The organism is Ensifer sp. 4252, from assembly GCF_050434565.1.
Taxonomy (GTDB): Bacteria; Pseudomonadota; Alphaproteobacteria; order Rhizobiales; family Rhizobiaceae; genus Ensifer.
Genome location: NZ_JBNDIU010000003.1, coordinates 387668 through 413628, shown reverse-complemented (window position 1 = coordinate 413628; position 25961 = coordinate 387668). Strand labels below are relative to the sequence as shown.

Annotated in this window: 26 protein-coding genes, 1 tRNA gene and 1 pseudogene; 13 read left to right on the top strand and 15 right to left on the bottom strand. The window is 62.5% G+C overall.

The window, feature by feature from the left end; all coding sequences use genetic code 11:
• Positions 1-95: 95 nt before the first annotated feature.
• The 4 genes and pseudogenes from ABIE33_RS10975 to ABIE33_RS10960 all read right to left on the bottom strand — a co-directional run bounded on the left by ABIE33_RS10975 (position 96) and on the right by ABIE33_RS10960 (position 2573).
• Positions 96-524, bottom strand: coding sequence for a DUF1178 family protein (locus ABIE33_RS10975; RefSeq protein WP_429124674.1), 429 nt, complete (start codon positions 522-524; stop codon positions 96-98).
• A complete protein-coding gene (locus tag ABIE33_RS10970; protein ID WP_429124672.1) occupies positions 521-1378 on the bottom strand; it encodes a carbon-nitrogen hydrolase family protein in 858 nt (285 codons plus the stop codon). Before ABIE33_RS10970 ends, ABIE33_RS10975 begins: the two co-directional genes overlap by 4 nt.
• Positions 1379-1492: 114 nt before the next feature.
• Complete coding sequence (gene grxC, locus ABIE33_RS10965) at positions 1493-1750, bottom strand: glutaredoxin 3 (RefSeq protein ID WP_429124670.1); 258 nt, start codon at positions 1748-1750, stop codon at positions 1493-1495.
• Between the two features lie 47 nt (positions 1751-1797).
• A pseudogene (locus tag ABIE33_RS10960) lies at positions 1798-2573 on the bottom strand (ComF family protein).
• 125 nt (positions 2574-2698) lie between these two features.
• On the opposite strand from ABIE33_RS10960, the gene ABIE33_RS10955 reads away from it, so the two are divergent.
• Entirely contained in the window at positions 2699-3577 is an 879-nt protein-coding gene (locus tag ABIE33_RS10955; protein WP_429124738.1) for an SAM-dependent methyltransferase, read from the top strand.
• Between the two features lie 19 nt (positions 3578-3596).
• Here ABIE33_RS10955 and ABIE33_RS10950 read toward each other — a convergent pair whose 3' ends face one another.
• The 6 genes from ABIE33_RS10950 to ABIE33_RS10925 form a co-directional block, all read right to left on the bottom strand.
• Positions 3597-3770: a Flp family type IVb pilin gene (locus ABIE33_RS10950; RefSeq protein ID WP_429124669.1), complete on the bottom strand. Its 174-nt coding sequence runs from the start codon at positions 3768-3770 to the stop codon at positions 3597-3599.
• A 73-nt stretch (positions 3771-3843) separates the two neighbouring features.
• Positions 3844-4164 carry a hypothetical protein gene (locus ABIE33_RS10945; protein ID WP_053249846.1) on the bottom strand — a complete coding sequence of 107 codons (321 nt, stop codon included), beginning with the start codon at positions 4162-4164 and terminating at the stop codon, positions 3844-3846.
• Positions 4165-4344: 180 nt separating this feature from the next.
• Complete coding sequence (gene mutT / locus ABIE33_RS10940) at positions 4345-4758, bottom strand: 8-oxo-dGTP diphosphatase MutT (protein WP_173423488.1); 414 nt, start codon at positions 4756-4758, stop codon at positions 4345-4347.
• A gap of 3 nt (positions 4759-4761) precedes the next feature.
• A complete protein-coding gene (locus tag ABIE33_RS10935; protein ID WP_429124667.1) occupies positions 4762-5580 on the bottom strand; it encodes a GNAT family N-acetyltransferase in 819 nt (272 codons plus the stop codon).
• A gap of 95 nt (positions 5581-5675) precedes the next feature.
• Positions 5676-6917, bottom strand: a complete 1242-nt coding sequence (gene argJ / locus ABIE33_RS10930; RefSeq protein ID WP_429124665.1) for a bifunctional glutamate N-acetyltransferase/amino-acid acetyltransferase ArgJ — start codon at positions 6915-6917, stop codon at positions 5676-5678.
• Positions 6918-7050: 133 nt separating this feature from the next.
• Positions 7051-7908 (bottom strand): peptidylprolyl isomerase, encoded by an 858-nt coding sequence (locus ABIE33_RS10925; RefSeq protein ID WP_429124663.1) that lies wholly within the window; start codon positions 7906-7908, stop codon positions 7051-7053.
• Between the two features lie 245 nt (positions 7909-8153).
• Between ABIE33_RS10925 and secA the strand changes: the two genes are divergently transcribed.
• The 3 genes from secA to ABIE33_RS10910 all read left to right on the top strand — a co-directional run bounded on the left by secA (position 8154) and on the right by ABIE33_RS10910 (position 13802).
• Complete coding sequence (gene secA / locus ABIE33_RS10920; RefSeq protein WP_429124661.1) at positions 8154-10868, top strand: preprotein translocase subunit SecA; 2715 nt, start codon at positions 8154-8156, stop codon at positions 10866-10868.
• A gap of 268 nt (positions 10869-11136) precedes the next feature.
• Positions 11137-12531 carry a lipopolysaccharide biosynthesis protein gene (locus ABIE33_RS10915; RefSeq protein WP_429124737.1) on the top strand — a complete coding sequence of 465 codons (1395 nt, stop codon included), beginning with the start codon at positions 11137-11139 and terminating at the stop codon, positions 12529-12531.
• Positions 12528-13802: a GNAT family N-acetyltransferase gene (locus ABIE33_RS10910; RefSeq protein ID WP_429124659.1), complete on the top strand. Its 1275-nt coding sequence runs from the start codon at positions 12528-12530 to the stop codon at positions 13800-13802. The genes ABIE33_RS10915 and ABIE33_RS10910 overlap by 4 nt, the downstream gene beginning before the upstream one ends.
• A 5-nt stretch (positions 13803-13807) precedes the next feature.
• Here ABIE33_RS10910 and ABIE33_RS10905 read toward each other — a convergent pair whose 3' ends face one another.
• Both ABIE33_RS10905 and ABIE33_RS10900 read right to left on the bottom strand, forming a co-directional pair.
• Positions 13808-15457: an AMP-binding protein gene (locus ABIE33_RS10905; RefSeq protein WP_429124657.1), complete on the bottom strand. Its 1650-nt coding sequence runs from the start codon at positions 15455-15457 to the stop codon at positions 13808-13810.
• Positions 15458-15977: 520 nt separating this feature from the next.
• A tRNA-Leu gene (locus ABIE33_RS10900) sits at positions 15978-16062 on the bottom strand.
• Positions 16063-16383: 321 nt separating this feature from the next.
• Here ABIE33_RS10900 and ABIE33_RS10895 point away from each other — a divergent pair.
• Complete coding sequence (locus ABIE33_RS10895; protein WP_429124655.1) at positions 16384-16893, top strand: disulfide bond formation protein B; 510 nt, start codon at positions 16384-16386, stop codon at positions 16891-16893.
• Between the two features lie 119 nt (positions 16894-17012).
• Here the strand turns inward: ABIE33_RS10895 and ABIE33_RS10890 are convergent, their stop codons facing one another.
• Together ABIE33_RS10890 and ABIE33_RS10885 are read right to left on the bottom strand one after the other, a co-directional pair.
• Entirely contained in the window at positions 17013-17570 is a 558-nt protein-coding gene (locus ABIE33_RS10890) for an HNH endonuclease (protein WP_025424621.1), read from the bottom strand.
• A 107-nt stretch (positions 17571-17677) separates the two neighbouring features.
• Positions 17678-18325: a DNA-3-methyladenine glycosylase family protein gene (locus ABIE33_RS10885; RefSeq protein WP_429124652.1), complete on the bottom strand. Its 648-nt coding sequence runs from the start codon at positions 18323-18325 to the stop codon at positions 17678-17680.
• A gap of 54 nt (positions 18326-18379) precedes the next feature.
• Between ABIE33_RS10885 and gluQRS the strand changes: the two genes are divergently transcribed.
• A complete protein-coding gene (gene gluQRS, locus ABIE33_RS10880) occupies positions 18380-19270 on the top strand; it encodes a tRNA glutamyl-Q(34) synthetase GluQRS (RefSeq protein WP_429124650.1) in 891 nt (296 codons plus the stop codon).
• Between the two features lie 6 nt (positions 19271-19276).
• On the opposite strand, the gene ABIE33_RS10875 is transcribed toward gluQRS, so the two are convergent.
• Complete coding sequence (locus tag ABIE33_RS10875) at positions 19277-20155, bottom strand: YihY/virulence factor BrkB family protein (RefSeq protein ID WP_429124648.1); 879 nt, start codon at positions 20153-20155, stop codon at positions 19277-19279.
• A 184-nt stretch (positions 20156-20339) separates the two neighbouring features.
• Between ABIE33_RS10875 and ABIE33_RS10870 the strand changes: the two genes are divergently transcribed.
• The 7 genes from ABIE33_RS10870 (at position 20340) to ABIE33_RS10840 (ending at position 25945) form a co-directional block, all read left to right on the top strand.
• Positions 20340-21173: an SDR family oxidoreductase gene (locus tag ABIE33_RS10870; protein ID WP_429124647.1), complete on the top strand. Its 834-nt coding sequence runs from the start codon at positions 20340-20342 to the stop codon at positions 21171-21173.
• A gap of 23 nt (positions 21174-21196) precedes the next feature.
• Complete coding sequence (locus ABIE33_RS10865; RefSeq protein ID WP_429124645.1) at positions 21197-21400, top strand: twin transmembrane helix small protein; 204 nt, start codon at positions 21197-21199, stop codon at positions 21398-21400.
• A gap of 16 nt (positions 21401-21416) precedes the next feature.
• Positions 21417-21995, top strand: a complete 579-nt coding sequence (locus tag ABIE33_RS10860; protein ID WP_429124643.1) for a cob(I)yrinic acid a,c-diamide adenosyltransferase — start codon at positions 21417-21419, stop codon at positions 21993-21995.
• Between the two features lie 134 nt (positions 21996-22129).
• Complete coding sequence (locus tag ABIE33_RS10855; protein WP_429124641.1) at positions 22130-22924, top strand: rhomboid family intramembrane serine protease; 795 nt, start codon at positions 22130-22132, stop codon at positions 22922-22924.
• 288 nt (positions 22925-23212) lie between these two features.
• Entirely contained in the window at positions 23213-23962 is a 750-nt protein-coding gene (locus ABIE33_RS10850) for an electron transfer flavoprotein subunit beta/FixA family protein (protein ID WP_429124640.1), read from the top strand.
• Positions 23963-23985: 23 nt separating this feature from the next.
• The gene (locus ABIE33_RS10845) at positions 23986-24915 is read left to right on the top strand and encodes an electron transfer flavoprotein subunit alpha/FixB family protein (protein WP_429124639.1); all 930 of its coding nucleotides are present in this window, start codon (positions 23986-23988) and stop codon (positions 24913-24915) included.
• A gap of 157 nt (positions 24916-25072) precedes the next feature.
• On the top strand, positions 25073-25945 hold the full coding sequence (locus ABIE33_RS10840) for a 3-hydroxybutyryl-CoA dehydrogenase (RefSeq protein ID WP_429124637.1): 873 nt from the start codon (positions 25073-25075) through the stop codon (positions 25943-25945).
• Positions 25946-25961 lie beyond the last annotated feature (16 nt).

The window sequence follows — 25961 nt, the reverse complement described above, 5'->3', positions numbered from 1 at the left end:
ATGGGAACCAACGATCTGTTTTTAAAGGGTGTTTCCTGGATTTCATCCGACGGCGCTGAAAATGGCTGGCGCGAGCAGGCCCTCCACCCTGCCGCTCAGTTGACCTCGTCGGGCAACACCGGCAGTGGCGCGATGGCGATGCCCTCTTCGAGAAGCGCCACTGCCTCTTCCACGGTCGCCTTGCCGATGAGACCGCGTTCATCCGTCTCGCCATAGTGGATCTTGCGGGCTTCCTCGGGGAAGCGGTCGCCGACATCCTCGGCATTTTCACGCACCGTTTTGACGAGTTCGCGGATCTTCGCGACGGTCTCCTTCTGCGCCTGATCCATGACCAGCGCCCGCGTCGCTTCCTTCTTGCGCGCGGTGGCGACCGACGGTGCCATCAGTTGCTTGGCAACCGACGTGGAATTGCAGGTGGGACAGGCGACGAGCTTATGGTCCATCTGGCGGTCGAAATCGTCACTCGACGAGAACCAGCCCTCGAAAGCGTGGCCCTCATCGCAGGAAAGCGTGTAGCGGATCAAGCGGCAACACCTCCCTTGCCGGTCGGCAGGACATGGTCCAGCGCAAAGCTGCGGGCATTCCTGAGGTTCGGGATCTTGGCGCGGGCCGCATGCACGGCGGCCACGTCGATATCCGCCAGCACGATCCCCTCGCCGGCGGCACCTGCTGCGGCGAGCACCTTGCCCCAGGGGTCAACGATCATCGAATGGCCGAAGGTTTCGCGCCCGTCCTCGTGTATCCCGCCCTGCGCGGCAGCGATGACGAAGAAGCCGTTCTCGATGGCGCGGGCACGCAGCAGGATTTCCCAGTGCGCTTCGCCGGTCTGTCGGGTGAAGGCCGCCGGCACCGACATCACTTCTGCACCTGCAACCGCCTGCTGACGAAACAGCTCGGGGAAGCGAACGTCGTAGCAGATGGCAAAGCCCAACTTGCCGAAATCGAGGTCGGCGAGCCGCGCCGTGCTGCCCGGCGTGTAGGCAGCGCTTTCGCGCCAGCTTTCGCCATTGTCGAGATCGACATCGAACATGTGGATCTTGTCGTAGTCGCAGATCTTCGCTCCGTCGGGACCGAACAGGAAGCCGCGATTGGCGATCTTGCCGTCGGCAAGCGCAATGGCCGTCGACCCCACATGCAGATGAATGCCGAGTTCGCCGGCAAGCGCTGCCGCTTCGCGAACGATGATATCGTTCGCCTCGTCCTTGAGCACGGCCCGCAAGCCGGTGCGATCGCGCTGGAGCGCACCGGTCATCTCCGGCGTCTGGATATAGCTTGCGCCATGACCTGCCGCTTCGCGCACCAGCCGCGCCATCGTCTCGGCATTTCTTGCCGGCTCGACGCCGGAACACATCTGGATGGCCGCAGCCTTGAATGTCATCGCAGTCGGGCTCCTCAAGGCATTTCCGGGAAGGCACGAAGCGGCTCTCCGTCGGAAATGCGCAAAAGCTTAGGAGATGAAGCGCTTCGCCACTCCATCCAAAGCGGAAACGGTCTAGGCGGCGAGCATCTCGTCGAGCTTTCCGGCGCGCTCGAGCGCGTGCAGATCGTCGCACCCGCCGACATGGATGTCGTTGATGAAGATCTGCGGGAATGTGCTTCCGCCGTGCGATTTCTCGATCATCTTCTGGCGAACCTGTGGATCGTAGGTCGCATCATGTTCGAGGAACGAGACGCCCTTGGTTTCCAGAAGCTTTTTGGCAGCCGAGCAATAACCGCAGAACTGACGCGTATAAATAACGACCGAAGCCATGTTTCCTAACCGCTCCTTTACCGGCAACGATGCCGGACTTCCACTTGTCATATAAGACCGGACATAGCTCTTGCAAAGGTTAAAACCGTGACGTGTCCGGCCCCCGCCCGCTTCAGCGCGCGGGTCGCGGCCGAAACCGTGGCGCCGGTTGTATATACGTCATCGACGAGGACGATGCGTTTTCCGATGAGACCTTGCTTGCCGCTTTCGGTAACGGCAAAGGCGCCGCGAACATTGTCCTCACGCGCCTTGGCGCCGAGCCCGACCTGCTTGGTCGTGCGCCTGATCCGGCGAAGCGTTGCCGGAAGATAGGGCCGCCCCGACACTGCAGCCACGGCACGGGCAAGCTCCGCCGCCTGGTTGTACTTCCGTCCCCACAGCCGGAAGGCATGCAGCGGCACCGGGATGATCGCATCGGCGGAAGCGACGGCACCATCGCTCGCCCGGACCATCCATTCCGCCATCATCGGCGCGAGGTCGGTGCGGTCCCGATATTTCAGTCCATGCACGAGTTCGCGGGCGATGCCTTCGTGGACCGCGACCGAACGCAGGCAGTCGAACAGCGGCGGATCGGCGATCGCTTCGGGAGACACCGTTCCCTTCCCGTGATCGTGGGCAAATGGCAGGCCGAGGATTTCGCAGTAAGGTCGCTCGATCAGTGGGAGCGTCGACCAGCAAGGGGCGCAGACGGCCCGGTGCCGGCCCATCAGGCGTCCGCACCGCAGCAGACGGGAGGATAGACGACGTCGACGAGATCGTTACCGATCCGCCGCAGAAAGGCCAGGCAATCCGCCAGCCCAAATTGCCGCTCTTCCCAGTTCATGAGGTTGACTTTGCCGTCGTGTGGGTTTCTTTGCAGGGCGCTGTAGCACTTTGAAATTCTGCATGTTTACTCCCTTAAATCGGTTTCGATCCGGGGAAGCCATCATGCTGTCGGAGCAGAGTATCGTGGAAATCATCTTTGACCAGAGCCTTGTCGAGGCGCATCGTCGCCGGGCGCTGCGCAATGCCGACCCCAAGGCAGCCTTCCTCCTCGATATCGTCGCACAGGAGCTGGCCGACCGCGTGAGCGTGGTCGAGCGTCAGTTCGATAGGGCGATGGAGTTGCACGGTTACACCGGCGCAACGGCGCTTCGGCTTCTGGAAACCGGCAAGGTCGGAACGGTCGAGCGAGTGGAAACGGACCCCGGCTTCGGCACTGCTGCCATGCCCGTCGCGATTGCGCCGCTCGAGCGCATCCCGGCCGAGCCGGAGACACTCAATCTTCTCGTCTCCCCGCTGTCGCTGCATCTCACCAACGACACGCCCGGCGCCTTCATCCAGGCGCGCCGGTCGCTGAAGCCGGACGGACTGTTCTTGGCGGCAATTCCCGGCAATGGAACGCTGAACGAGTTGCGCGAGGCGCTGCTTGCCGCCGAGGCCGAGCTGACCGGGGGCGCAAGCCCGCGGGTCATTCCCTTTGCCGACGTTCGCGACATGGGCGCATTGCTGCAACGGGCGGGCTTTGCCCTGCCGGTGGCAGACGCGGAGACCTATACGGTGCGTTACGATTCGCTCTTCGCGCTGACCCGGGATTTGCGGGCGATGGGCATGACCAGCCCGCTTACAGCGCGCAGCCGGACACCCGTGTCCCGGCGCTTTTTCCTGAGGGCTGCGGAAATCTATGCGGAGCGCTTCTCCGACCCGGACGGCCGCATCCGCGCGACCTTCTCCATCGTCTACCTCTCGGGCTGGGCACCGCACGAGAGCCAGCAGAAACCGCTGAAGCCGGGCTCCGCCAAACAACGGCTGTCGGAGGCACTTGGGACGAAGGAAAGACCGGTCTAAACCGTCCGGCCGATCAACGTTAGCTCATCGCATTCTGAAAGGTCGTCGTCAGCAGCTCGAAGACAGCCAAGAGCGCCGCTTGTATCTGCTCCATCCCGAGAAGCAGGCTGACGGAAATCACGGCCGCAAGGAGACCGTATTCGATCGCAGTGGCCGCACTTTTATCGCGAATAAGGCGCTTCAATGTGCCCATAGATCCCAGCCCGGTTGGAACTCACTTCCCGACCGGCAGACACGCAAGGACCCAGTCCGACGCTCCGCCCAGATCAGCAGCCACTCTTGCTGCCGTCGGCATCGATGATGCAGACCGCACCCGGCATTTCCTGAAGCACACTGCGCCGCACGGTATAGCGCTTGGTGGTGCCGTTCGAGGGGATAGAGCCGGTCGAAATATTGTCGTAGTCCACCGGCGTGTTCGCCAGCATGCGCTTGTCCGTCTTCGAGGACAGCATCGGTGTCAGGATCAGCGTCAGTGCAATCACCGCCGTTCCAAACAGCAGCGACAGATTGAGCACGCCTGTCCGGCGGGACTGGCTCGTCACCATGTCCTTCTCCTGAACCGTCCTCCAGAAATCGTCGTCTACCATCCCAGCCTCACAAACGCATAAGGTGCGGCGAACGGGAGCATCCTTCCCAAGCTTCGTTTGCCACATTGTCCGAAACCGATACGCCGTTCGCTGAACGTTACATACCGAAACTGAATTGAAGCTATCTTTGCGGGAGGGAGATAAACGATTGATTAATAATCGATCGGTTTTTGGGTAGGTTCAGAGCAAATCCATAAGAAATGGGATGAGCGGCTCGTCGGCGGGTGGCATCGGGTAGTCGCGCAGCGCCTTGGAGCGCACCCATTTGATCGCCTGACCCTCCCGCCCAATCGCCACGCCTTCATAGCGACGGCAGACATAGAGCGGCATCAGCAGGTGAAAATCGTCGTAGGTGTGGCTGGCAAAGGTCAGCGGCGCCAGGCAGGCGACCTTGGTCTGGATGCCGAGCTCTTCGTCCAGTTCGCGGATCAGCGTTTCCTCCGGCGTCTCGCCGGGCTCCACCTTGCCGCCGGGAAACTCCCAGAGGCCGGCAAGCGATTTGCCTTCAGGGCGCTGCGCGAGCAGGATGCGGCCATCGGAATCCACCAAGGCACAGGCGGCGACGAGAACGATCTTCTTTCCGGTGGCGTCCATCAATCAGGCCTTAGGCGTGCGGTAGAGATAGTTGTAGACGTCGCGGAAACCGGCACCGCGATAAAGCGCCAACGCCGCCTCGCTGGTTGCCTGGACCTGCAGCCAGGCCTTCTTGGCGCCGCGCAGGCGCGCCCAGCGCAGCGAAACGTCGAGCATGGCCTTGCCCAGCCCCTGTCGACGGTAATGTTCGTCCACGGCAAACAGCATGATGCCCGCGAGGTCGTTATCCTGAACGACAAGCGACACCGCCGTCGGCCCGCTTTCCACATCCTCGAAGAGGAACAGCCCGCTTTCCGGCTTGATGGAATTGATGATCTCGGCGAGCGCCGCCTTGGTCTTGGGGTCTTCCTTGCCGATGCGGATGCGCGCGTCGACGAAGCGGCCGACATCCTTGATCGGCAGGTGGTCGATGCCGTCGCCGAGGTCACGCTCGGCGATATCAGCCATCATCACGGTGCTATGGGAGAAGGCGGTCCAGCCTTCTGCATCCATGTGGGCGATCAGTTGCGGTGGCGTCAACGGTGTCTGTCGCACGGTCAGTGGCCGGCCATAGTCGGCAAAGCGCCTGGCAGCCTTTTCCAATCGAACAGGGATGTCGCGGTAATCGGAGGGATCGAGCGGATTGACCGAATTGAGACGCTTGGAATCGTGGCCGGCATTCAGCCGGATCAGCCAGCTGCCGTCATAGTGGACCGACGCCGCCGGCCAGGCGCGAAAACCGACGGCCTCAAGCCGCCGCACGCTCGGAAGATCAACCATCCGCTTGTCCTTGCCTTCAGCCGCGGCGTCGCCTGCGGACGGCTGGGTCTCGATCGATGTCATCTGCTTAGCTTACCCCCCAACAGGTCAAATCAGGTGCCGACAGTGCGGGCAGCTTCCGGACCTGCAAGCCCCGGGAAAGACTGCTCGCAAAGACGTCAGCTTCTGTAGTCGCCGTTGATCTCGACATATTCCTTGGTGAGGTCGCAGGTAAAGACCGTCGCACGTCCGGAACCAAGCCCGATTTCGACGCGGATCGGGATATCCTGCGCTTTCATGACCGCTGTAGTGGCCGCTTCCGAATAGGTAGGATCGCGCTCGCCCTCGACGGCGACGCGCACATCGCCGAACCAGATCGCGAGCCGATCGCGCTCGGCCATCTCGCCAGCTTTGCCGACGGCCATGACCACACGTCCCCAATTGGCGTCCTCGCCCGCAACCGCTGTCTTGACCAGCGGCGAATTGGCGATCGAAAGCGCGATGCGCTTGGCAGCCGCGTCGTTCTCGGCACCCTCGACCGTGACGGCAACCATCTTGCGCGCACCTTCGCCATCGCGCACGACCTGAAGAGCCAGATCGCGCAGCAGATCGTTGAGCGCCGCCCGGAAGGCGTCGAGCTTCGGATCGGAAGCATCCGTCACTTTCTGCTGGCCATCGCCGGCGGCAGCGCCGGTCGCAAACAGCATCACCGTGTCCGACGTCGAGGTGTCGCTATCGACGGTGACCGAATTGAACGTCGGGCCGACGCCGGCCGAAAGCAGCGTCTGCAGCGCCGCCGACGCGATGTCGGCGTCGGTGACAACGAAGGAGAGCATCGTCGCCATATCAGGCGCAATCATGCCGGCACCCTTGGCGATACCGTTGATCGTGACCTTGACGCCACCGATCTCGGCGCTGCGGGTGGCGACCTTCGGATAGGTGTCCGTGGTCATGATCGCCTTGGCGGCCTCGAACCAGAAGTCTTGGTGACCGGAAACCGCGAGATCGTCGAGCACGCCTGCGAACTTCGTCGCGTCCAGCGGTTCGCCGATGACGCCGGTCGAGGCCAGGAACACCTCGCTCTCGGCACAACCGACGGCCTTCGCCGCCGATTTCGCGGTCAGCTCCGTCGCATCGCGCCCCTTTTTGCCGGTGAAGGCATTGGCATTTCCGGAATTGACGACGACCGCGCGCGCAACACCGCCGCCAAGGTTCTGGCGGCAGAAGTCGACAGGCGCCGACGGGCACTTGGACCGGGTGAACACGCCGGCGACGGCCGCAGGCTTATCGAAAACCATCATCAGCACGTCTGTACGGTTCTTGTACTTGATGCCGGCAGCGGCAGTTGCCATGCGCACGCCGCGCAAGGCGGGCATTTCGGCAAAGGTTTTCGGAGCGAGCGGAGAGACGGAACCGGACATGGGAAACCTGCGTGAAGACCGTGGGGTCAAGGTGGCGTTGCAACAAATGCCCGAGCGGCTTTCAAGCCGTCGGGCATCGACAAGAAACGTTGATCGGCGAGCCTTGCCTCAAGCAGGACCCGCCGGTCGAAAATTACTTGGCTTCCTGCGCCTTGTTGGCCTCGTCATAGGCCTTCTTCAGAGCCGGATCGGAAATCTCGACACCGGCGTCCTTCTTGGCGGCAGCAAGAAGCTCAACGTATTTGTCGCGCATGACAAGCTGACGAACCTGCGGCTCGACCTGCTCCAGCGTCGGCGGGGCCTGCGGACGCTTGTCCTCGACCAGGATGACGTGGAAGCCGAACTGCGTCTTCACCGGCGTCTTGGTGTAGGCGCCCTTGTCGAGCGTGAACACGACGGCTTCGAACTCAGGAACCATGCGGCCCTTGGTGAAGTAGCCGAGGTCGCCGCCGTCATCCTTGTTCGGATCGGAGGACTTGGCCTTGGCGAGTTCGACGAAGCTCTTGCCGGCGTCGAGTTCCTTGATGATTTCCTTGGCCTCTTCCTCGGTCTTGACGAGAATGTGGCGTGCCTTGACTTCTTCCTGCACCGGAACCGCGGCGATTTCCTTGTCGTAACGCGCCTTCACCTCTTCCTTGGTGATCGCGTCGACGACGTGCTTCTTGAAGAAGGCGTTGTGCAGTTCGCGCTCGGTCAGGTAGGCCAGACGCTGCTTGAAGGTCGCGTCGTCCTGAAGGCCTTCCTTCTCGGCCGTCTTCGACAGAAGCTTGACGTCGATGACAGCCGACAGCGCGGCGGCGCGCTTCTGCTCTTCCGGCATCTGCTGCAGCTGCGGGTCGAGACCACCAAGGGCAAGATTGAGCTCGGACTGGTGCACTTCTTCGCCACCGACCGTGGCGATGACCGGGTCCGCATCTTCGGCGCGCGCGACACCATGAACGGCGATCGCCGCAACCAGGGCCGCAGCGGCCAGCGTCTTAAACTTCGACATGCTCGTAACCTTTCACCTTTGGCCGTCAACGCGATTGCATTGGGCTCGTGGCGGCTGAACACCACCAGAATGTGGCGGTTCTGTAGCCGTCCAGCCACGCAAGTGCGTTGACATAATTCGACCCCCCTCTTATCTGTCACGCAACCTCGCGTCCAGAACAGTTTCCGGGCGTTTCACGGCATTGCGCGGTTTTGGACTGTGCGGCCAGTGGAACCCAAGGCAACAAAAAAGAAAGGACCATTCGTATGGTCAGTCTCGGCGGCCTAGCCCGCAAGTTGTTTGGCTCCTCCAACGAACGCCGCGTGCGTGGCTACAAGGCCAGGGTGGATGCCATCAACGCTCTTGAAGCCGATATGAAGGCTTTGTCGGATGAGGCACTTGCCGCCAAGACGGTGGAATTCCGCCAAGAGTTCGCAGACGGCAAGACGCTCGACGACCTGCTGGTACCGGCTTTTGCGGTTGCCCGCGAGGCGGCTCGCCGCGTCCTCGGCCTGCGCCCCTTCGACGTTCAGCTGGTCGGCGGCATGATCCTGCATGAGCGTGCCATCGCCGAAATGAAGACTGGCGAAGGCAAGACGCTCGTTGCCACCCTGCCCGTCTATCTCAACGCGCTTGCCAGCAAGGGCGTGCACGTCGTCACTGTCAACGACTACCTGGCCCAGCGCGATGCCGCCACCATGGGGCGCGTCTACAGCTTCCTCGGCCTGTCGACCGGCGTCATCGTCCACGGCCTCACCGATGACCAGCGCCACAACGCCTATGCCTGCGACATCACCTACGCGACCAACAACGAACTCGGCTTCGACTATCTGCGCGACAACATGAAGTATGAGCGCGCGCAGATGGTCCAGCGCGGTCACTTCTTCGCGATCGTCGACGAAGTGGACTCGATCCTGGTCGACGAAGCGCGTACGCCGCTGATCATTTCCGGCCCGCTCGACGACCGCTCGGATCTCTACAACACGATCAACGAGTTCATCCCGCTGCTTTCGCCGGAGGACTACGAAATCGACGAGAAGCAGCGCTCGGCCAACTTCTCCGAAGATGGCACCGAGAAGCTCGAAAACCTGCTGCGCGAGGCGGGCCTGCTCAAGGGTGAATCGCTCTACGACATCGAAAACGTCGCGATCGTCCACCACGTCAACAACGCGCTCAAGGCCCACAAGCTGTTCCAGCGCGACAAGGACTACATCGTCCGCAACGACGAGATTGTCATCATCGACGAATTCACCGGCCGCATGATGCCGGGACGTCGTTATTCCGAAGGCCAGCACCAGGCGCTCGAAGCCAAGGAAAAGGTGCAGATCCAGCCGGAGAACCAGACACTCGCCTCGATCACCTTCCAGAACTATTTCCGCATGTATTCCAAGCTCGGCGGCATGACCGGCACGGCGTCTACCGAAGCGGAAGAATTCGGCAACATCTACGGCCTGGAAGTCATTGAAGTTCCGACCAACCTGCCGATCAAGCGTATCGACGAGGACGACGAGGTCTATCGTACGCAGGGCGAGAAGCTCAAGGCGATCATCGACGAGATCAAGTCGGCGCATGAACGCGGCCAGCCGATGCTGGTGGGCACCACGTCGATCGAGAAATCCGAACAGCTTGCCGATCTGCTCAAGAAGTCCGGCTTCGACAATTTCCAGGTGCTGAACGCGCGTTATCACGAGCAGGAAGCCTTCATCGTGGCGCAGGCCGGCGTGCCCGGCGCCGTCACGATCGCCACCAACATGGCCGGTCGCGGTACCGACATTCAGCTCGGCGGCAACGTCGACATGCGCATCCAGCAGGAACTCGCAGAGGTCGAGCCCGGCACCGAGCGCAACGAGCGCGAACAGGCGATCCGCGCCGAGGTTCAGCAGCTGAAGGAAAAGGCGCTGGCCGCCGGCGGACTTTACGTTCTCGCCACCGAGCGTCACGAAAGCCGCCGTATCGACAACCAGCTGCGCGGTCGTTCCGGCCGTCAGGGCGACCCGGGCCGGTCCAAGTTCTACCTGTCGCTTCAGGACGATCTGATGCGCATCTTCGGCTCCGACCGCATGGACGGCATGCTGCAGAAGCTCGGCCTGAAGGAAGGCGAGTCGATCATCCACCCCTGGATCAACAAGGCGCTCGAGCGCGCGCAGAAGAAGGTCGAAGCCCGCAACTTCGACATCCGCAAGAACCTTCTGAAATACGACGACGTGCTCAACGACCAGCGCAAGGTGATCTTCGAACAGCGCATCGAGCTGATGGATGCTGTCAGCGTCACCGAAACCGTCACCGACATGCGCAACGAAGTCATCGAGGACATCGTTTCCAAGCGTATCCCTGAACGCGCCTACGCCGAAAAGTGGGACGTCGAGGGCCTCAAGGCCGACGTGCAGCAGTACCTCAACCTCGACCTGCCGATCGTCGAATGGGCAGCCGAGGAAGGCATCGATGAGGCCGACATCCTGGAGCGCGTGACGGCGGCCACCGACAAGGCCGTTGCCGACCGTGCCGAGCGCTTCGGCCCCGAGATCATGCAATATGTCGAGCGCTCGGTCATCCTGCAGACGCTCGACCATCTCTGGCGCGAACACATCGTCAATCTCGACCATCTGCGTTCAGTCATCGGTTTCCGCGGCTATGCCCAGCGTGACCCGCTGCAGGAATACAAGTCCGAGGCCTTCGAACTGTTCCAGGCCCTGCTCGGCAACCTGCGCCAGGCCGTGACGGCCCAGCTCATGCGCGTCGAACTGGTCCGCGAAGCGGCCGAGGCGCCGCAGCCGGCGCCGCCGCTGATGGAAGGCCACCATATCGATCCGCTGACCGGCGAAGACGATTTCGGTCGCGGCTCCGACACGCTGCTGGCGGTCGCACCGGCAAACCGTAATCCTGCCGACCCGTCGACCTGGGGCAAGGTCTCGCGCAACGAAGCCTGCCCCTGCGGTTCCGGCAAGAAGTACAAGCACTGCCACGGAATTTACGAAGCCTGACCTGAAGATGCCGCCTCCGGGCGGCATTTTTGTTTGTGGAGCGGGAAAGCGCTGAGACCGCCCTGTCGCCAGGCACAGAGTTGCCCGCTTTGCCGTTCGACCATCGTGCTCACAGTCGCCGATCCAGCAACGTCCGATCGGCCCCCTTCCCCGAGGCAAGGACCCCGGCTGAACCGTTTGTTAACGCTGATCTGGCACAACCAAACCCTGTATTGCGTAATCTCAGGGTGTTCTCGTGTTCATGGCGGTATGTCAAACAGCCGGACGAATGCTGCCGTCGGCGCTGCGACACCGCTTGTCTCCGCTGATCGGCGTGCTTGTCGCGGCCCTGACCGAACAGGACCCGAAGAATACGGCGCGACGTATGGCGCTTGTCGCCTTCGCCATCCGCATCCTCAGCGCCGCAATCGCGTTCCTCTCCCAGATCATACTCGCGCGCCTGATGGGCGAGTTCGAATACGGCATCTTCGTCTTCGTTTGGGTGCTGGTGATCCTGTTCGGCAATCTTTCCTGCGTCGGCTTCCATTCGGCCGTGATCCGCTTCCTGCCCGAATACCAGGCGACATCGGCGCTGGCTGAAATTCGCGGCCTGACGACCACCGCCCGGGTCTTTGCCCTTATCTCGGCAAGCACGCTGGCGCTTATCGGATTTTCGGGCCTGTGGTTGTTCGCCGACCGGATCGAGAGCTACTATCTAGTGCCCCTCTATCTCGGCCTGTTCATCCTGCCGATGATCGCGCTCGGCGATGTGATGGACGGCACCGCCCGCGCCCATGGCTGGCCGCTTTCGGCCATGAGCCCGACATTCATCATCCGCCCGCTGCTGGTGCTCGCCTTCATGGTGCTGGCAACGATGATGGGCGCGCCGCACACGGCGCGCACCGCCATGGCCGCAGCCATGGCCGCCGTCTACGCCACGACCGTCAGTCAGTTCCTTGTGCTGACCTGGCGGCTGCGTTCGCGTTATGTCAGCGGGCCGCTGCGTATCGAAATGGGGCGATGGCTCAAGGTTGCGGTGCCGATCTTCCTGATCGACGGCTTCGGCTTCCTGTTGACCAACTCCGACGTCGTCATCGTCGGCTTCTATCTCAAGCCGGACGATGTCGCCGTCTACTTCGCCGCCGCCAAGACCATGGCCCTCGTGCATTTCGTCATGTTCTCGGTCAAGGCGGCGGCCGGCCCGCGGATTGCAGGCGCCATGGCCGCACGCGACAGCAGGCAACTGGCTGACATCGCCATAGAAAGCGCTCGATGGGCGTTCTGGCCCTCGCTCATGCTCGGGGCTGTCGTCCTCGCTGCCGGTCCGTTCCTGCTCTCGCTGTTCGGCCCAGCCTTCGTCGGCGGCTGGCCTTTGATGGCCATCCTCTTTGCCGGCATCATGGCCAAGGCGTTCATCGGGCCTGCCGAAATCCTGCTGACGATGGCGGGCCAGCAGACACTCTGCGTGATCCTGTACGCCGGCGCACTGGTCGCGAACTTCGCGCTTAACTTGAGCCTCATTCCTCTTTTCGGATTGGTGGGTGCTGCATTTGCAACCGCCGGTGCTATGTTCGTAGAGGCAATGCTGCTTCATTTCGCCGTAAGGCGTAGCTTCGGCTTCGCACTCTTCGCTTTCGCAAGCGGGCGTTCGAGCCATGACAACAACGGGGCGATCCATCCATGATCGGCAATACCAATCTTCCCGGTGACGCAGACGACAGGGCTGCCCGCATCCTCGGCGGGCTGGCTCCGATGGGCCACTCCCATCCGCAGGCAGAACACATGCTTGCGGTCGGGCGCCCCGGACGGCATCTTTCCATCTACCCGGCCAAGGCTGGCTATGAATTGCAGCGTGAGCTCGACTTCCTGTCGAACCGGGCCCTTGAGCCGAACGTCTTTTTCACCGGCCATTTCCTGGCACCGGCAATGCCTAGGCTCGAGGAACGCGTGATCCGTCTTGCCATCATCAGGGACAATGACGAGCGCCGCAGCCGCATGCGCTTCCTGATGCCGTTTTCGATCGAGAAGCCCGGCTTTTCGATCGGCGCCCCGATCATCCGCGCCTGGTCCAACCCCTTCGGTCCGCTTGGCGTGCCACTGCTCGATGCCGAAGACGCGGCCGAAACGATCGATAACCTGTTCGAAGCGCTGACAGATCCGTCGGCCAGCTTGCCACCGGTTCTGGTGCTGCCGGACGTGCGCCTCAAGGGCAAGTTTGCGCAGCTGGCGCGCGCCGTCGCCATTGGCCGGAACCTGCCGCTGACGGTGACCGATACGTTCAGCCGGCCAATGCTCGAAAGCCTGCTCGACGGCCCGACCTATCTGAAGAAATCGATCAGCCCTGCGCATTTCCGCGAGCTGCGGCGCCAGTGGAACCAGCTGGAAAAGCACGGACAGCTTGCCTATTCGGTCGCGCGCCAGCCGAGCGAAATCCGCATTCGCATGGAGGAGTTCCTTGCGCTGGAAGCGTCAGGCTGGAAGGGTCGCGAACGCAGCGCCATGGTGCTCGACCGGTTCCGCGCCGCCTTCGCGCGCGAGGCGATCACCAACCTTGCCGAAGCCGACAGCGTCCGCATCCACACGCTCGATCTCGACGGCAAGGCGATCGCCTCCATGGTCGTGTTCCTGATGTCGGGCGAGGCCTATACGTGGAAGACGGCGTACGACGAACGTTACGCGAAGTTCTCGCCCGGCAAGCTGCTGCTGGCGGAACTGACCGAATGGCATCTCGACGACGCCAACATCGCCCGCTCGGATTCCTGCGCCGTTCCCGACCATCCGATCATGAGCCGCTTCTGGCAGGAGCGCGAAGAGATGGGAACGCTGGTGATCGGTCTGCAGCAGACGCGCGACCGCGACGTCCGCCAGGTCGCAGCCCAACTGCACCTCTACCGCAACACCCGCAACATGGCGCGAATGCTGCGCGAAAAGATCAAGGCCCTAGCCGGGCGTTGATCTCTTCAGCCAGAGGGCGAGTGTGGCGGCTCCGCCGCCGCCCGCTCGCGCAGGAAGCGGCGAATCACCTTGCCGGATGTCGTCAGCGGCAGGCTGTCGACGAAGGCGATCTCGCGCGGATATTCGTGCATCGACAGCCGCGTCTTCACCCAGTCGCGGATGGACTGAGCCTTCTTTTCGTCGCCAGCCACACCCGGTCTCAGAACGACATAGGCCTTGACGATTTCCGTGCGCAGCGCGTCCGGCTTTCCGACGACAGCAGCGAGCTGCACATCCGGGTGCCCGGCAAGACAGTCCTCGATCTCTCCGGGACCGATGCGATAGCCCGAAGACGTGATCACGTCGTCATCGCGCCCGAAGAAGGTGAAGTAGCCTTCGCCGTCCATCACGCCCTGGTCGCCCGTCGTCATCCAGTCGCCGATGAACTTTGCTTCGGTGGCCTTCTCGTTCTTCCAGTAGCCGAGAAACATCACCGGGTCCGGGCGGCGGATCGCCACCTGGCCGACGCTTCCGGCCGGCAATTCCCGGCCGTCACCGTCAATGATCGCCACCCGATGCCCAGGCGCCGCCTTGCCCATCGAACCGGGCTTTACCACACCCAGATCAGCGGCGGACGAAATGACGATATTGCACTCCGTCTGGCCATAGAACTCGCTGACCTCGAGGCCGAGTGCCGTCTTGGCCCATTCGAAGGTTTCGCGCCCGAGCGCCTCGCCGGCCGAGCCGATGGTCCGAAGGTTGAGACGGTATCGCTCGCGTGGCCGGTCGACCGCCTTCATCAGGCGCAGCGCCGTCGGCGGAATGAAGGCGTTGCGGACATCCATCTCTTCAAGGATCCGAAAGGCGGTGTCCGGATCGAACTTCTGCGCCGGGGAGGAGACGACGGGAACGCCGAGCAGCAGCGAAGGCAGCAGCGCATTCAGCAATCCGCCGGCCCAGGCCCAGTCCGCAGGTGTCCACATCCGGTCATCAGGTTGCGGCAGGAAATGATGGTGAAACTGGAACCCCGGCAGATGGCCGAGCAGCACCCGGTGGCCATGCAGCGCGCCCTTGGGCGGCCCCGTCGTCCCCGATGTGTAGATCATCAATGCCGCATCGTCGGGCGTGGTGTCGGCGGGAACAAAGTCGTCGGCATCGCCCGAGGCGAGCTCGATAAAATCGAGCGTGCCTGGAACACCTTCGGCACCGGCCAGCACGACCAGCCGCAGATCCGGCAGTCGGTCGCGAATGGCCGCGACCCGCTCGTGGCCGAAAGCATTGGTGACGATCGCCGCCGCGCCGGCGTCGAGCAGGCGATACTCCAGCGCCTCCACTCCGAACAGCAGGGCCAGCGGCAAGGCGATCGCGCCGAGCTTGTAGATGGCGGCGTGCGCAATGGCAGCCTCGACCCCCTGCGGCAGCAGGATCGCCACCCGGTCTCCGGGCTTGATCCCCTGGCGTTCGAGCCCACGGGCGAATGCGGAGGATTGTTGGGAGAACGCGCCATACGTCAGCGTTCGATGGGCGCCATCGGGGCTGAAATGCTGCAGGCAGATGCGTTCCGGCTCTCGCGTGGCCCAGGCATCGCTGACCGCAACGCCGATGTTGAACTTCTCAGGGATCTGCCACTGGAAAGCGCCGTAAAGTTCGTCGTAATTCTCGATTGTCGGTAACATGGCCCCGCCGCAACAGACTTCTGCTGCACTGCACCTAACATCTTCGCCCGCCCCTGTTCAATCACCGGCATGACGAGGGCCACCTCACTGTCTATGGCAGCGCCACGATTGCTGGTCCAATGATGGTCAGCAGGCCGGCCGACACTTCGCGGCCAACGGCAAGATGCGACACGCGCCGGCGGTCCGGCGCATCCCTCACAGCAACGCCGCGGCAGCTCGCCAAGAAACGTTCTGACGTGGCCGAGAATGCGCCTGAAGCCACCGATCCCGCCACCGCCACGGGCAAGGCGCGCCACCCCTTGCGATGCGATCGTTACGATCGCGGCGCGTGAGGCCGCCTGGGCCGGTGGCCAGCCCATCTCGACGAGATTGCGCGCCAGCAACCGTTCGGTGTCGGCGAGCAGTGACGTAACCGGCATGCAAGATGACGGTGGCCGTCTAAGAATCGCACGCTTGCCCTGCCGTCGAAGACGGGCGGACCGGAGTCAAAAGCAACGGTGCTGCGGGAAAAGCTGAGTGGTGGTGCCCCATGCCGGGGTCGAACCAGCACTCCTTTCGGAACTCGATTTTGAGTCGAGCGCGTCTACCAATTCCGCCAATGGGGCTCAGGGATATAAGATATCAGCGGCTGGGATTTACACGAAGGTTTTTGCCTCGGTCAACCATCATTTTCAACGAATGCATGTCGCGCAAAACTGAGCAGCAGTTTTCCGACTACGACATGCGCAAGATAAGAGCGCAAAGGGCGGAAAGTGATGCCGAAAGATCGTGATGGGGTCTGGCGGAGCAACAATCACGAAAGCGTGCAAACGTGACGCATGGGAGGCGATTTACAGCGCGCGCCGTCGCACCTAAGAAGGCCTTATTCAGTTGCAATGCAGCATATGCGGACACTGATCCGTTATGCTTTCCAGCGTGAGGTACGCATGATCGACGCTTCCACCGCTTCCCGCCATCACCTGCTCATCGCTGTCGTCTTGACGCTCGGCATGGCGGCAACTGTCGGCGGCGCGCTCAGTTTCGAGCATATCGGCGGCTATATCCCCTGCGCACTCTGCCTGCTGCAGCGCGATCCCTATTACTACGGCATTCCGCTCGGCATTCTCGCTGTCGCCACCAGCGCCTTGAAGCTGCCAGCCTGGACGACGCGCACCCTGCTTCTGGCGATCGGCATCCTGATGCTCGTCGGCGCAGGCATGGGTGTCTATCACTCGGGCGCCGAATGGGGCTTCTGGGAAGGGCCGTCGACCTGTGCCACCACCGCGCAGGGCGTGTCGTCCAATGTCGGCGATCTCCTCGGCGACCTCGATTCCAAGCACGGCCCGTCCTGCACCGAGGCAGCGCTTCGGGTACTCGGCCTGTCCTTTGCCGGTTGGAACGTCGTTGCCAGCCTGATCTTTGCAGCGATCGCGTTACGCGGTGCCGCAAAGGCCTGATACCCGAGACTGAAACGGCCTACCCGAAAGCAACGCCCGCGTGACAACGGATCACGCGGCGTGCCTCAGCCCACCTGCTTCGGGCCTGGCGTCGTCTGGAACGCGATGGCCCACAAGCCTCACGGCTGCAGTTCGACATCCCAGTAGAGATAGTCCATCCAGCTTTCATGCAGGTGGTTCGGCGGGAAAAGCCGGCCATTGTTGTGCAGGTCCTGCACCGTCGGCTGGTAGGGCCTCTGGTGCGGGAACATGCCGGCCTGCTTCGGCAGCTTGCTGCCCTTGCGCAGATTGCAGGGCGAGCATGCCGCAACGACGTTTTCCCAGGTCGTCTGTCCGCCATGCGCGCGGGGCACCACATGGTCGAAGGTCAGATCATCGGGCGTGCCGCAATACTGGCATTCGAACTTGTCGCGCAGGAAGACGTTGAACCGGGTGAACGCCGGATGACGCGACGGCTGCACGTAGCTCTTGAGGCAAACCACGCTCGGCAACCGCATCGAGAAGCTGGGCGAGGAGACCGAGTGCTCGTATTCGGCAAGGATAATCACACGGTCAAGGAAGACGGCCTTGATCGCGTCCTGCCAGGACCAGAGCGACAAGGGGTAATAACTCAGCGGCCGATAGTCAGCGTTCAAGACGAGCGCTGGTAAGGCCTGCGGTGAGACTGCAATCGTCAAGCGTATTCTCCTGATCGATTCGGCATCTGCACCTTCTATATTAGGCCCGTTGCAACAGGATTGTGAAGCAGGAAAGAAAAAAGCGAACAACGGATTCGCTTTTTCCTTCAAGGTGTCACAGGAACAGCATCCCGACGCATTTCCTGCGCGTAGTAGGCCCAGAACAGACGTGCCGCGACGCTACGCCATGGCGCCCAGGACGCGGCCAGCGAATCAATCTCGCGGGCGGTCGGGCGCAGCTCGAGACCAAGCCCGTGGCCGATCGCGTTCTGCAACGCGATATCGCCGGATGGAAAGACATCCGGATGCCCGGCACAAAACAGGAGATAGACCTCCGCCGTCCAGCGGCCGACGCCCTTGATGGTCGTCAGCTCGCGGATCGCCTCCGGGGCTTCGACATTGCAGATCGCGTCGAGGTCGATTTCGCCGGCAACGACCACCTGCGCCACGCGCCTCAGCGCATCGGCCTTGGCGCGGGAAAGCCCGATCGTTCGGCAATCCTCGTCGCTGAGTGTCAGGGCGGCAGGCGCGGTGATCTCGCCGAGCGAGGCTTCCATGCGTTTCCAGATCGCAGCAGCACTTGCCTTCGAGACCATCTGCGACACGATGATGCTGGCAAGACCACGATAGCCGGGGTCGGTTCGCCTGAGCGGCACAGGCCCGGCCTTGGCCACGACATGTTCGAGGCGGGCGTCGAGCATCATCAGGCCGGCAAGCCCTGCCTCGATGTCCTCATGTGTTCGGATAATCCGCATGGCGCCTCCAAAAAGCGGATGATTTTTATACCGCTTCCATGTCAAAGGGAAACGATGGCAGACACGTCATCCGTTCAACCCGTTTTCCGTTTCGCACCGAGCCCGAACGGCCTTTTGCATCTGGGCCACGCCCTGTCGGCGATGCTCAACCACGATATGGCAAAAGCGTCGGGGGGACGGTTCCTGCTGCGCATCGAGGATATCGACCGGACGCGTAGCCATCAGGAGTTCGAGACCGCGATCTTCGACGATCTCGCCTGGCTCGGGCTTGAATGGGAACGGCCGGTGCGCCGGCAATCGGACCACCTCGACTTCTACGCATCCGCTCTCCAGCGGCTGAACGACATGGGCCTCGTCTATCCCTCGGTCCTGTCGCGCGGCGAGATCAAGGCGGCGGTTGCCGCTGCGGAAGCAAAGGGCCAGGATTGGCCGCGCGATCCGGATGGCGCACCGCTCTACCCCGGGCGCGAGCGCGATCTGGGACCGGGTGCGCGTAAAGACATCGTTGCAGGCGGCAAGCCCCATGCCTGGCGGCTGGATATGAAAAAGGCGGTGCTTAAAGCCGGCGCAGCGCCCCTGACCTGGCAGGAGACCGGCGGCGGGCCGGATGGAGAGACGGGCACCATAACGGCCGATCCTGCGGCCTGGGGCGACGTCATTCTGTCGCGCTCCGATGCGCCGTCGAGCTACCACCTGTCCGTCGTTGTCGACGATGCGCTGCAGGGCGTTACCCATGTGGTGCGCGGCCGCGACCTCTATCACGCGACCGCCCTGCATCGCCTGCTGCAGCGGCTGCTCGATTTGCCGGAACCGGTCTACCACCATCACCGCCTGCTGCTCGGCGCGGATGGCCGGAAGCTTTCCAAGAGCAATCGGGACACCGGCATCTCCGCCTTCCGCGAGGCCGGCCGCACGCCGGCCGACATCCGTGCTTTGGTCCTCTGACGGAATTCAGTCCTCGGTCGTGCGGCCCTGGAAGCTGCGCCGCACCATGCGCTTGACCCGGTACTTGAGGATCGCGGCATTGATCTCGGCACCAATGATGAAGATCGCCGCGACCATATAGAGGAACACCAGCACGATCATGATCGAGGCCAGACCGGCATAGGTCGAGACATAGGTCGCAAAGGTCGAGAGATAATAGGCGAAGGTGTAGCCGCCGATCGTCCAGCAGAGCAGTGTCAGGAAGATGCCAGGCAAGACATCGACCACCTTGCGGTGGCCGTCCGGCAACCACAGATGCGACATGAAGAGCCCACCCGTCACCACGACCAGCGCCAGCGGCAGGCTCCAGTTGTCGACCGTCGCCAGAACGCCGTCGAGCCAGGGCAGCCATTCGCCGGCATAACGAAGCGCCAGCGGCACGGCGACGAGAAGGATGCTCAGCGCCGCCAGAATCAGCACCCCGGCAATCACGAACCCAAGGCTCGCCAGGCGCGTCACATACCAATAGCGGCTCTCCGTCACCCGGTAGGCGCGGTTGAGCGAGACGCGCAGGGCCTCGACGCCATTCGACGCGAAATAGGCGGCCGCGAGCACCGAAACGGTCAACAGGCCGCCGCGGGGAATGGTCAGCACCTGGACGATCTCGTTGGCGATCGGCGTCGCGATCGATTCCGGCCAGGCGTCGAAAATGAGATGGACGGCAGTCTCGGCAAACTGGTCGGCGCCGAGGAAACTGCCGAGCGCGGTGCCGAAAATCAGGAAGGGGAAGACCGCAAGCAGGGACGACAGCGCCACATGGCTCGCCATGGCCCAGCCGTCGTCCAGACTGAAGTGCCACAGCGCATCGAAAACGACTTTCCAGGTGATGCGAATAAACGCTGGCATTTCCACTCCGGCCCTGTGGGCGCCGCGGTCGCCTGCTTTCGCATGCGGGTCCCGCGGCGCCGTTCCATGGCATTGGCGCACATTCGCCCGTAGCAACGTCCACGGGTTTGGGCTCGCGCAATTCAATTGTATCCCGCCGATGAATATGGGAAACGGGGGCAGGATTTCTACAGGAATCGACAGGATGTCCGATCGCCCCACAGTCATTGTCACCGGTTGTTCATCCGGGATCGGCGCCCATTGCGCCCGCGCGCTGCATGCGGACGGCTGGCGGGTCTTTGCGACTGTGCGCCGCGACGAGGACCGAAGCGCCCTTGAAAGCGAGGGCATCGAAACCTTCCTGATGGACTATACCCAGCCGGAAACGATCGCCGCCCTGGTCGAGGCGGTCATGGCGCGCTCCGGCGGCCGTATCGATGCGCTGTTCAACAACGGCGCCTACGGCCAGGCCGGCGCGGTCGAGGACCTGCCGACCGAGGCACTTCGGCTGCAGCTCGAAACCAACGTCATCGGCTGGCACGACCTGACGCGGCGGGTGATCCCGGCCATGCGCGCCCGCGGAAGCGGCCGCATCGTACAATGCTCCTCCATCCTCGGCATCGTACCCTATCGCTGGCGCGGCGCCTACAACGCCTCGAAATTCGCGATCGAGGGGCTGTCGCTGACCCTGAAGATGGAACTGGCCGGAAGCGGCATCGACGTCAGCCTGATCGAGCCCGGGCCGATCGCCTCCAGGTTCACCGCCAATGCCGTGACCTATATCGAGCGCTTCATCGACCTGAAGAATTCCGTGCACCGCGTAGAGTACGAACGGCAGCTGCGACGGCTGAAGGGCGAAAGCAAGCCGGCTGCCGGCAAGCTCGGACCGGAGGCGGTCTACGCCGTGCTCAAGCATGCGCTGACGGCAAAGCGACCGAAGCCGCACTATATTGTAACTAGGCCCGCCAGGCAGGGTGCGCTCCTGAAGAAGCTCCTGCCGGCAGCACTGTTTTACCGCATTATCGGCCGGCTAGGCTGATCGTAAACGCAAGGAAGCATTCGATGTCCAGTTTCTTCACCGGCCTGACCCTGCTCGTCATGGGCCTGGTCGTCATCGTTCTGATCCGCGGCCTCGTGAACATGGCCAAGGGCGGCAGCGGCAACACGTCGAACAAGCTGATGCAGGCCCGCGTCCTGCTGCAGGCAATCGCCATCGTCCTGATCATGCTGACGCTGTGGCTCACCGGCGGCGGTCGCCCATCCTGAGGAACGTGACGACACCATGGTCAAGCTCAACAAAATCTACACCCGGACGGGCGACAACGGCACCACCGGGCTCGTCTCCGGTCCGCGCCGCCTGAAGAGCGATCTGAGGGTCGATGCCTATGGCGCGGTCGACGAAACCAACGCCTTTGTCGGTCTTGCACGGCAACACACCGCCGATGTCGCCGATCTCGATGCAATCTTGATGCGGATCCAGAACGATCTGTTCGATCTCGGCGCCGATCTCGCCACCCCGGACACCGGCGAGAAGCCGGAATACGAACCGCTTCGCATCGTCGCAAGCCAAGTCGCCTGGCTCGAAACCGAGATCGATCGGCTGAACGCCGATCTCGACCCCCTGCGTTCCTTCGTGCTGCCGGCCGGCAGCGCCGCATCCGCAGCACTGCATGTGGCGCGGACCGTCGCCCGGCGTGCCGAACGGCAGATGGTGGCGCTTGCCCAGATCGAAGCCGAAATCGTCAGCCGCGAGGCGATCGCCTACATCAATCGGCTGTCGGATTTCCTGTTCGTCGCAGCCCGCTTGGCAAACGACAAGGGCCGTGCCGACGTCCTTTGGATTCCCGGGAAAAACAGATAACGTTTCCCCACTGCACAATCTCAGCCTCAAGCCGGGTTCGATCTAAGGGTGAGATTATGCAGTCAATCAAAGTGTTACAGCGACCTTTGCGCCTGGACAGGCGCGCGCTGTAGAATCACGCTTCGGGAGACCGCATGTTCATACCGCTTCACGATAAGAACACCCTGAAGCACATCAAGGTTCAGTATGTGACGATCAGCCTGATCGTCATCAACATCGTTGTCTGGCTGATAACCGGGCCGATCGCGACGGAAGAGTTCGCCAACGCGACGCTGCTGGGCTTCGGCTATATCCCGGCGCTCATCTTCGATTATGCCCAGCTCGATCCGTCGCTGATCATCGTGCCCGACGGCTTCACGTTCATCACCTATTCCTTCCTGCATGGCGGCTTCATGCATCTGGCGATGAACATGCTGTTTCTCTGGGTGTTCGGCGACAATGTCGAAGATGCGCTCGGGCATTTTCGCTTTCTGCTGTTCTATCTCGCCTGTGCCGCTGCCGGTGCCCTGGCACATGGCCTGCTCGACCCGGCATCGGAAGCGCCGCTGATCGGCGCATCGGGTGCGATCTCCGGCGTGGTCGCCGCTTATTTCCTGTTGCATCCGAAGGTACGCGTCTGGGTTCTGGTGTTTTTCCGCATACCCTTGCCCCTGCCTGCGGCCATTCCGCTTGCCTTCTGGATCGGTCAGCAATTCTTCATGCTGGCGGTCGATCCGGGCAGTGGCGTCTCGTGGAGCGCCCATGTCGGCGGCATCATCGCCGGGCTCGTGCTGGTGGTCATTTTGCGACGCCGCGGCGTCCCGCTCTTCGACCGAACGATCGTCACGCCGCGCGCCGTCGAACACAAGGTGGAGTCCGTCGTCGTCACGCCGCAACCCACGCCGGAAACGCGGAAACCGCCGACACCCTGGGGTCGACCAACCGCTTGAACCCACCGGCTTGGCATGTCTCCCTTCCCGCTTTCGCCATTATTTCAAGGGTTTGAGCGCCACCGCATGATCGGGAATGAACCCTCATGCCGCATCCGCGAAGAGGTCTTGTCAGGTCACTTTCTTACGTGTACGTAAACGTTATTCCAATTCTCGGGGTTATATCGATTTAGCGCCATGCACAGTGATTGTAATTGGAGAAAAAACGCGTATCGATGTCGCCAACCGACAATCAGGCGGCTCCGTTAAGGCGCATTTTCCTGCGAAAGCTCTTGGAGGGAAGAATCCATGAAAATACTTGTGACGGTCAAGCGGGTGGTTGACTACAACGTCAAGATCCGGGTGAAGGCGGACGGCTCGGGTGTCGAGCTGGCGAATGTGAAGATGTCGATGAACCCGTTCGACGAGATCTCGGTGGAAGAGGCGCTGCGGCTGAAGGAAGCCGGCAAGGCCGACGAGGTGGTGGTCGTCTCCGTGGGTCCGGCCAAGGCCGAGGAGACGCTGCGCACGGCGCTGGCCATGGGTGCCGACCGGGCGATCCTGGTCGAGACCGACGACCAGGTCGAGCCGCTCGCCGTCGCCAAGATCGTCAAGGGCGTGGCCGAAGCCGAGCAGCCGGGACTGATCATCGTCGGCAAGCAGGCGATCGACGACGATAGTAACCAGACCGGCCAGATGCTGTCGGCATTGCTCGGCTGGGCCCAGGGCACCTTTGCCTCCAAGGTCGAGATCGGTGACGGCAAGGCGACAGTGACGCGTGAAGTCGACGGCGGCCTGCAGACGATCGACATCAAGCTGCCGGCGGTGGTGACCACCGACCTGCGCCTCAACGAGCCGCGCTATGCGTCGCTGCCGAACATCATGAAGGCGAAGAAGAAGCCGCTCGACAAAAAGACACCCGCCGATTTCGGCGTCGACACGACGGCGCGGTTGAAGGTGCTGAAGACCGAGGAGCCGGAAGGCCGCAAGGCCGGCATCAAGGTCAAGTCGGTGGCCGAGCTGGTCGAAAAGCTCAAGACCGAAGCCGGCGTATTGTAAGTTCAGGAAAGGGAGATTTTATCATGGCTATTCTGCTTCTGGCTGATCACGACGGCAGCCACCTTTCCGACCAGACCGCCAAGGCGCTGACGGCAGCCGCCAAGATTGGCGGCGACGTGCATGTGCTGGTGGCCGGTGCCGGCGCCAAGGCGGCGGCCGACCAGGCTGCCAAGCTATCGGGCGTATCCAAGGTGCTGGTCGCTGAGGACGCCTCGCTTGCCAACAACCTGGCTGAACCGCTGGCAGCGCTGATCGTCTCGCTGTCGGGCAATTACAACACCCTGCTTGCCGCCGCCACTTCGGTCGGCAAGAACGTCATGCCGCGGGTTGCAGCCCTTCTCGATGTCGTCCAGGTTTCCGAAATCACCGAGGTTGTCTCTTCCGACACCTTCAAGCGTCCGATCTATGCCGGCAACGCCATCCAGACGGTGCAGACAAGTGAAGCGAAGAAGGTGATCACCGTGCGCACCGCCTCGTTCGCGTCGGCCTCCGAGGGCGGTTCGGCCTCGGTCGAGACGATTTCGGCGGCAGTCAATCCCGGTCTGTCGACCTTCGTTGCCGATGCGCTGTCGTCGTCGGATCGTCCGGAGCTGACGTCGGCGAAGATCATCATCTCGGGCGGCCGGGCGCTCGGTTCGGCGGAGAAGTTCCAGCAAGTGATCCTGCCGGTTGCCGACAAGCTCGGCGCTGCCGTCGGTGCCAGCCGCGCTGCCGTCGATGCCGGCTATGCGCCGAACGACTGGCAGGTCGGCCAGACCGGCAAGGTGGTCGCCCCCGATCTCTACATCGCCTGCGGCATCTCCGGTGCGATCCAGCATCTGGCCGGCATGAAAGACTCGAAGGTTATCGTCGCCATCAACAAGGACGAGGAGGCACCGATCTTCCAGGTCGCCGACTACGGTCTTGTCGCCGACCTCTTCGAAGCTCTGCCGGAGCTTGAAAAGGCGCTGTAACCATTCGCCAACCGCACTGCCCGAGCCTCAAGGAAAAGGGCTGGCAAAAGCGCTGACTTGGCATTAACAATCTACCGGGCCGGCCAGACCGGCCCGGTATTTTCGTATGTGACGGCGGCATGGCCGCCAAAATTCTTGAAGATGGATGTTCGCCGCGATGATCAAGACGGTCGGAGTTATTGGTGCCGGGCAGATGGGCTGCGGCATTGCGCATGTTTCGGCCATGGCCGGATACAAGGTGCAGATCTACGATCTTGCCGCTGATCGCATCGAGGCAGGCCTTGCCACCGTCAACGGCAACCTTGCCCGCCAGGTGTCGTCCGGCAAGATGACCGACGAGGCACGCAAGAGCGCGCTGGCGCTGATCAAGGGCTCGTCCGACATCAACGACCTGTCGCAGGTGGACCTCGTCATCGAGGCCGTCACCGAAGACGAAACCATCAAGCGCAAGATCTACGGCCAGGTGTGTCCTATCCTGAAGCCGGAAGCGCTGCTGGCGACCAACACGTCGTCGCTGTCGATCACCCGCCTGGCCTCGGCAACCGACCGCCCGGAAAAGTTCATGGGCATCCACTTCATGAACCCGGTTCCTGTGATGAAGCTGGTCGAGCTCGTGCGCGGCATCGCGACGGACGAAGGCACGTTCAAGGCCGCCAAGGAATTCGTCGGCACGCTCGACAAGACCGTGACGGTTGCCGAAGACTTCCCGGCCTTCATCGTCAACCGCATCCTGCTGCCGATGATCAACGAAGCGATCTACACGCTCTATGAAGGCGTCGGCACGGTCGAGGCGATCGATACCGCCATGAAGCTCGGCGCCAACCACCCGATGGGCCCGCTGCAGCTCGCAGACTTCATCGGCCTCGACACCTGCCTGTCGATCATGCAGGTCCTGCACGACGGCCTGGCGGACTCGAAGTACCGCCCCTGCCCGCTCCTGGTAAAATACGTCGAAGCCGGCTGGCTCGGCCGCAAGTCCGGGCGCGGCTTCTACGACTACCGCGGCGACGTGCCGGTACCGACCCGCTAATCGCCCATCCCCGAAA

What these genes read in the sequence shown, in the direction of transcription:
- ABIE33_RS10970 (WP_429124672.1), bottom strand. Translation starts at nt 1,378, where the DNA reads ATGACATTCAAGGCTGCGGCCATCCAGATGTGTTCCGGCGTCGAGCCG.
- grxC (WP_429124670.1), bottom strand. Translation starts at nt 1,750, where the DNA reads ATGGCTTCGGTCGTTATTTATACGCGTCAGTTCTGCGGTTATTGCTCG.
- ABIE33_RS10950 (WP_429124669.1), bottom strand. Translation starts at nt 3,770, where the DNA reads ATGGGCACATTGAAGCGCCTTATTCGCGATAAAAGTGCGGCCACTGCG.
- ABIE33_RS10945 (WP_053249846.1), bottom strand. Translation starts at nt 4,164, where the DNA reads ATGGTAGACGACGATTTCTGGAGGACGGTTCAGGAGAAGGACATGGTG.
- mutT (WP_173423488.1), bottom strand. Translation starts at nt 4,758, where the DNA reads ATGGACGCCACCGGAAAGAAGATCGTTCTCGTCGCCGCCTGTGCCTTG.
- ABIE33_RS10935 (WP_429124667.1), bottom strand. Translation starts at nt 5,580, where the DNA reads ATGACATCGATCGAGACCCAGCCGTCCGCAGGCGACGCCGCGGCTGAA.
- argJ (WP_429124665.1), bottom strand. Translation starts at nt 6,917, where the DNA reads ATGTCCGGTTCCGTCTCTCCGCTCGCTCCGAAAACCTTTGCCGAAATG.
- ABIE33_RS10925 (WP_429124663.1), bottom strand. Translation starts at nt 7,908, where the DNA reads ATGTCGAAGTTTAAGACGCTGGCCGCTGCGGCCCTGGTTGCGGCGATC.
- secA (WP_429124661.1), top strand. Translation starts at nt 8,154, where the DNA reads ATGGTCAGTCTCGGCGGCCTAGCCCGCAAGTTGTTTGGCTCCTCCAAC.
- ABIE33_RS10915 (WP_429124737.1), top strand. Translation starts at nt 11,137, where the DNA reads ATGCTGCCGTCGGCGCTGCGACACCGCTTGTCTCCGCTGATCGGCGTG.
- ABIE33_RS10910 (WP_429124659.1), top strand. Translation starts at nt 12,528, where the DNA reads ATGATCGGCAATACCAATCTTCCCGGTGACGCAGACGACAGGGCTGCC.
- ABIE33_RS10905 (WP_429124657.1), bottom strand. Translation starts at nt 15,457, where the DNA reads ATGTTACCGACAATCGAGAATTACGACGAACTTTACGGCGCTTTCCAG.
- ABIE33_RS10895 (WP_429124655.1), top strand. Translation starts at nt 16,384, where the DNA reads ATGATCGACGCTTCCACCGCTTCCCGCCATCACCTGCTCATCGCTGTC.
- ABIE33_RS10885 (WP_429124652.1), bottom strand. Translation starts at nt 18,325, where the DNA reads ATGCGGATTATCCGAACACATGAGGACATCGAGGCAGGGCTTGCCGGC.
- gluQRS (WP_429124650.1), top strand. Translation starts at nt 18,380, where the DNA reads ATGGCAGACACGTCATCCGTTCAACCCGTTTTCCGTTTCGCACCGAGC.
- ABIE33_RS10875 (WP_429124648.1), bottom strand. Translation starts at nt 20,155, where the DNA reads ATGCCAGCGTTTATTCGCATCACCTGGAAAGTCGTTTTCGATGCGCTG.
- ABIE33_RS10870 (WP_429124647.1), top strand. Translation starts at nt 20,340, where the DNA reads ATGTCCGATCGCCCCACAGTCATTGTCACCGGTTGTTCATCCGGGATC.
- ABIE33_RS10865 (WP_429124645.1), top strand. Translation starts at nt 21,197, where the DNA reads ATGTCCAGTTTCTTCACCGGCCTGACCCTGCTCGTCATGGGCCTGGTC.
- ABIE33_RS10860 (WP_429124643.1), top strand. Translation starts at nt 21,417, where the DNA reads ATGGTCAAGCTCAACAAAATCTACACCCGGACGGGCGACAACGGCACC.
- ABIE33_RS10855 (WP_429124641.1), top strand. Translation starts at nt 22,130, where the DNA reads ATGTTCATACCGCTTCACGATAAGAACACCCTGAAGCACATCAAGGTT.
- ABIE33_RS10850 (WP_429124640.1), top strand. Translation starts at nt 23,213, where the DNA reads ATGAAAATACTTGTGACGGTCAAGCGGGTGGTTGACTACAACGTCAAG.
- ABIE33_RS10845 (WP_429124639.1), top strand. Translation starts at nt 23,986, where the DNA reads ATGGCTATTCTGCTTCTGGCTGATCACGACGGCAGCCACCTTTCCGAC.
- ABIE33_RS10840 (WP_429124637.1), top strand. Translation starts at nt 25,073, where the DNA reads ATGATCAAGACGGTCGGAGTTATTGGTGCCGGGCAGATGGGCTGCGGC.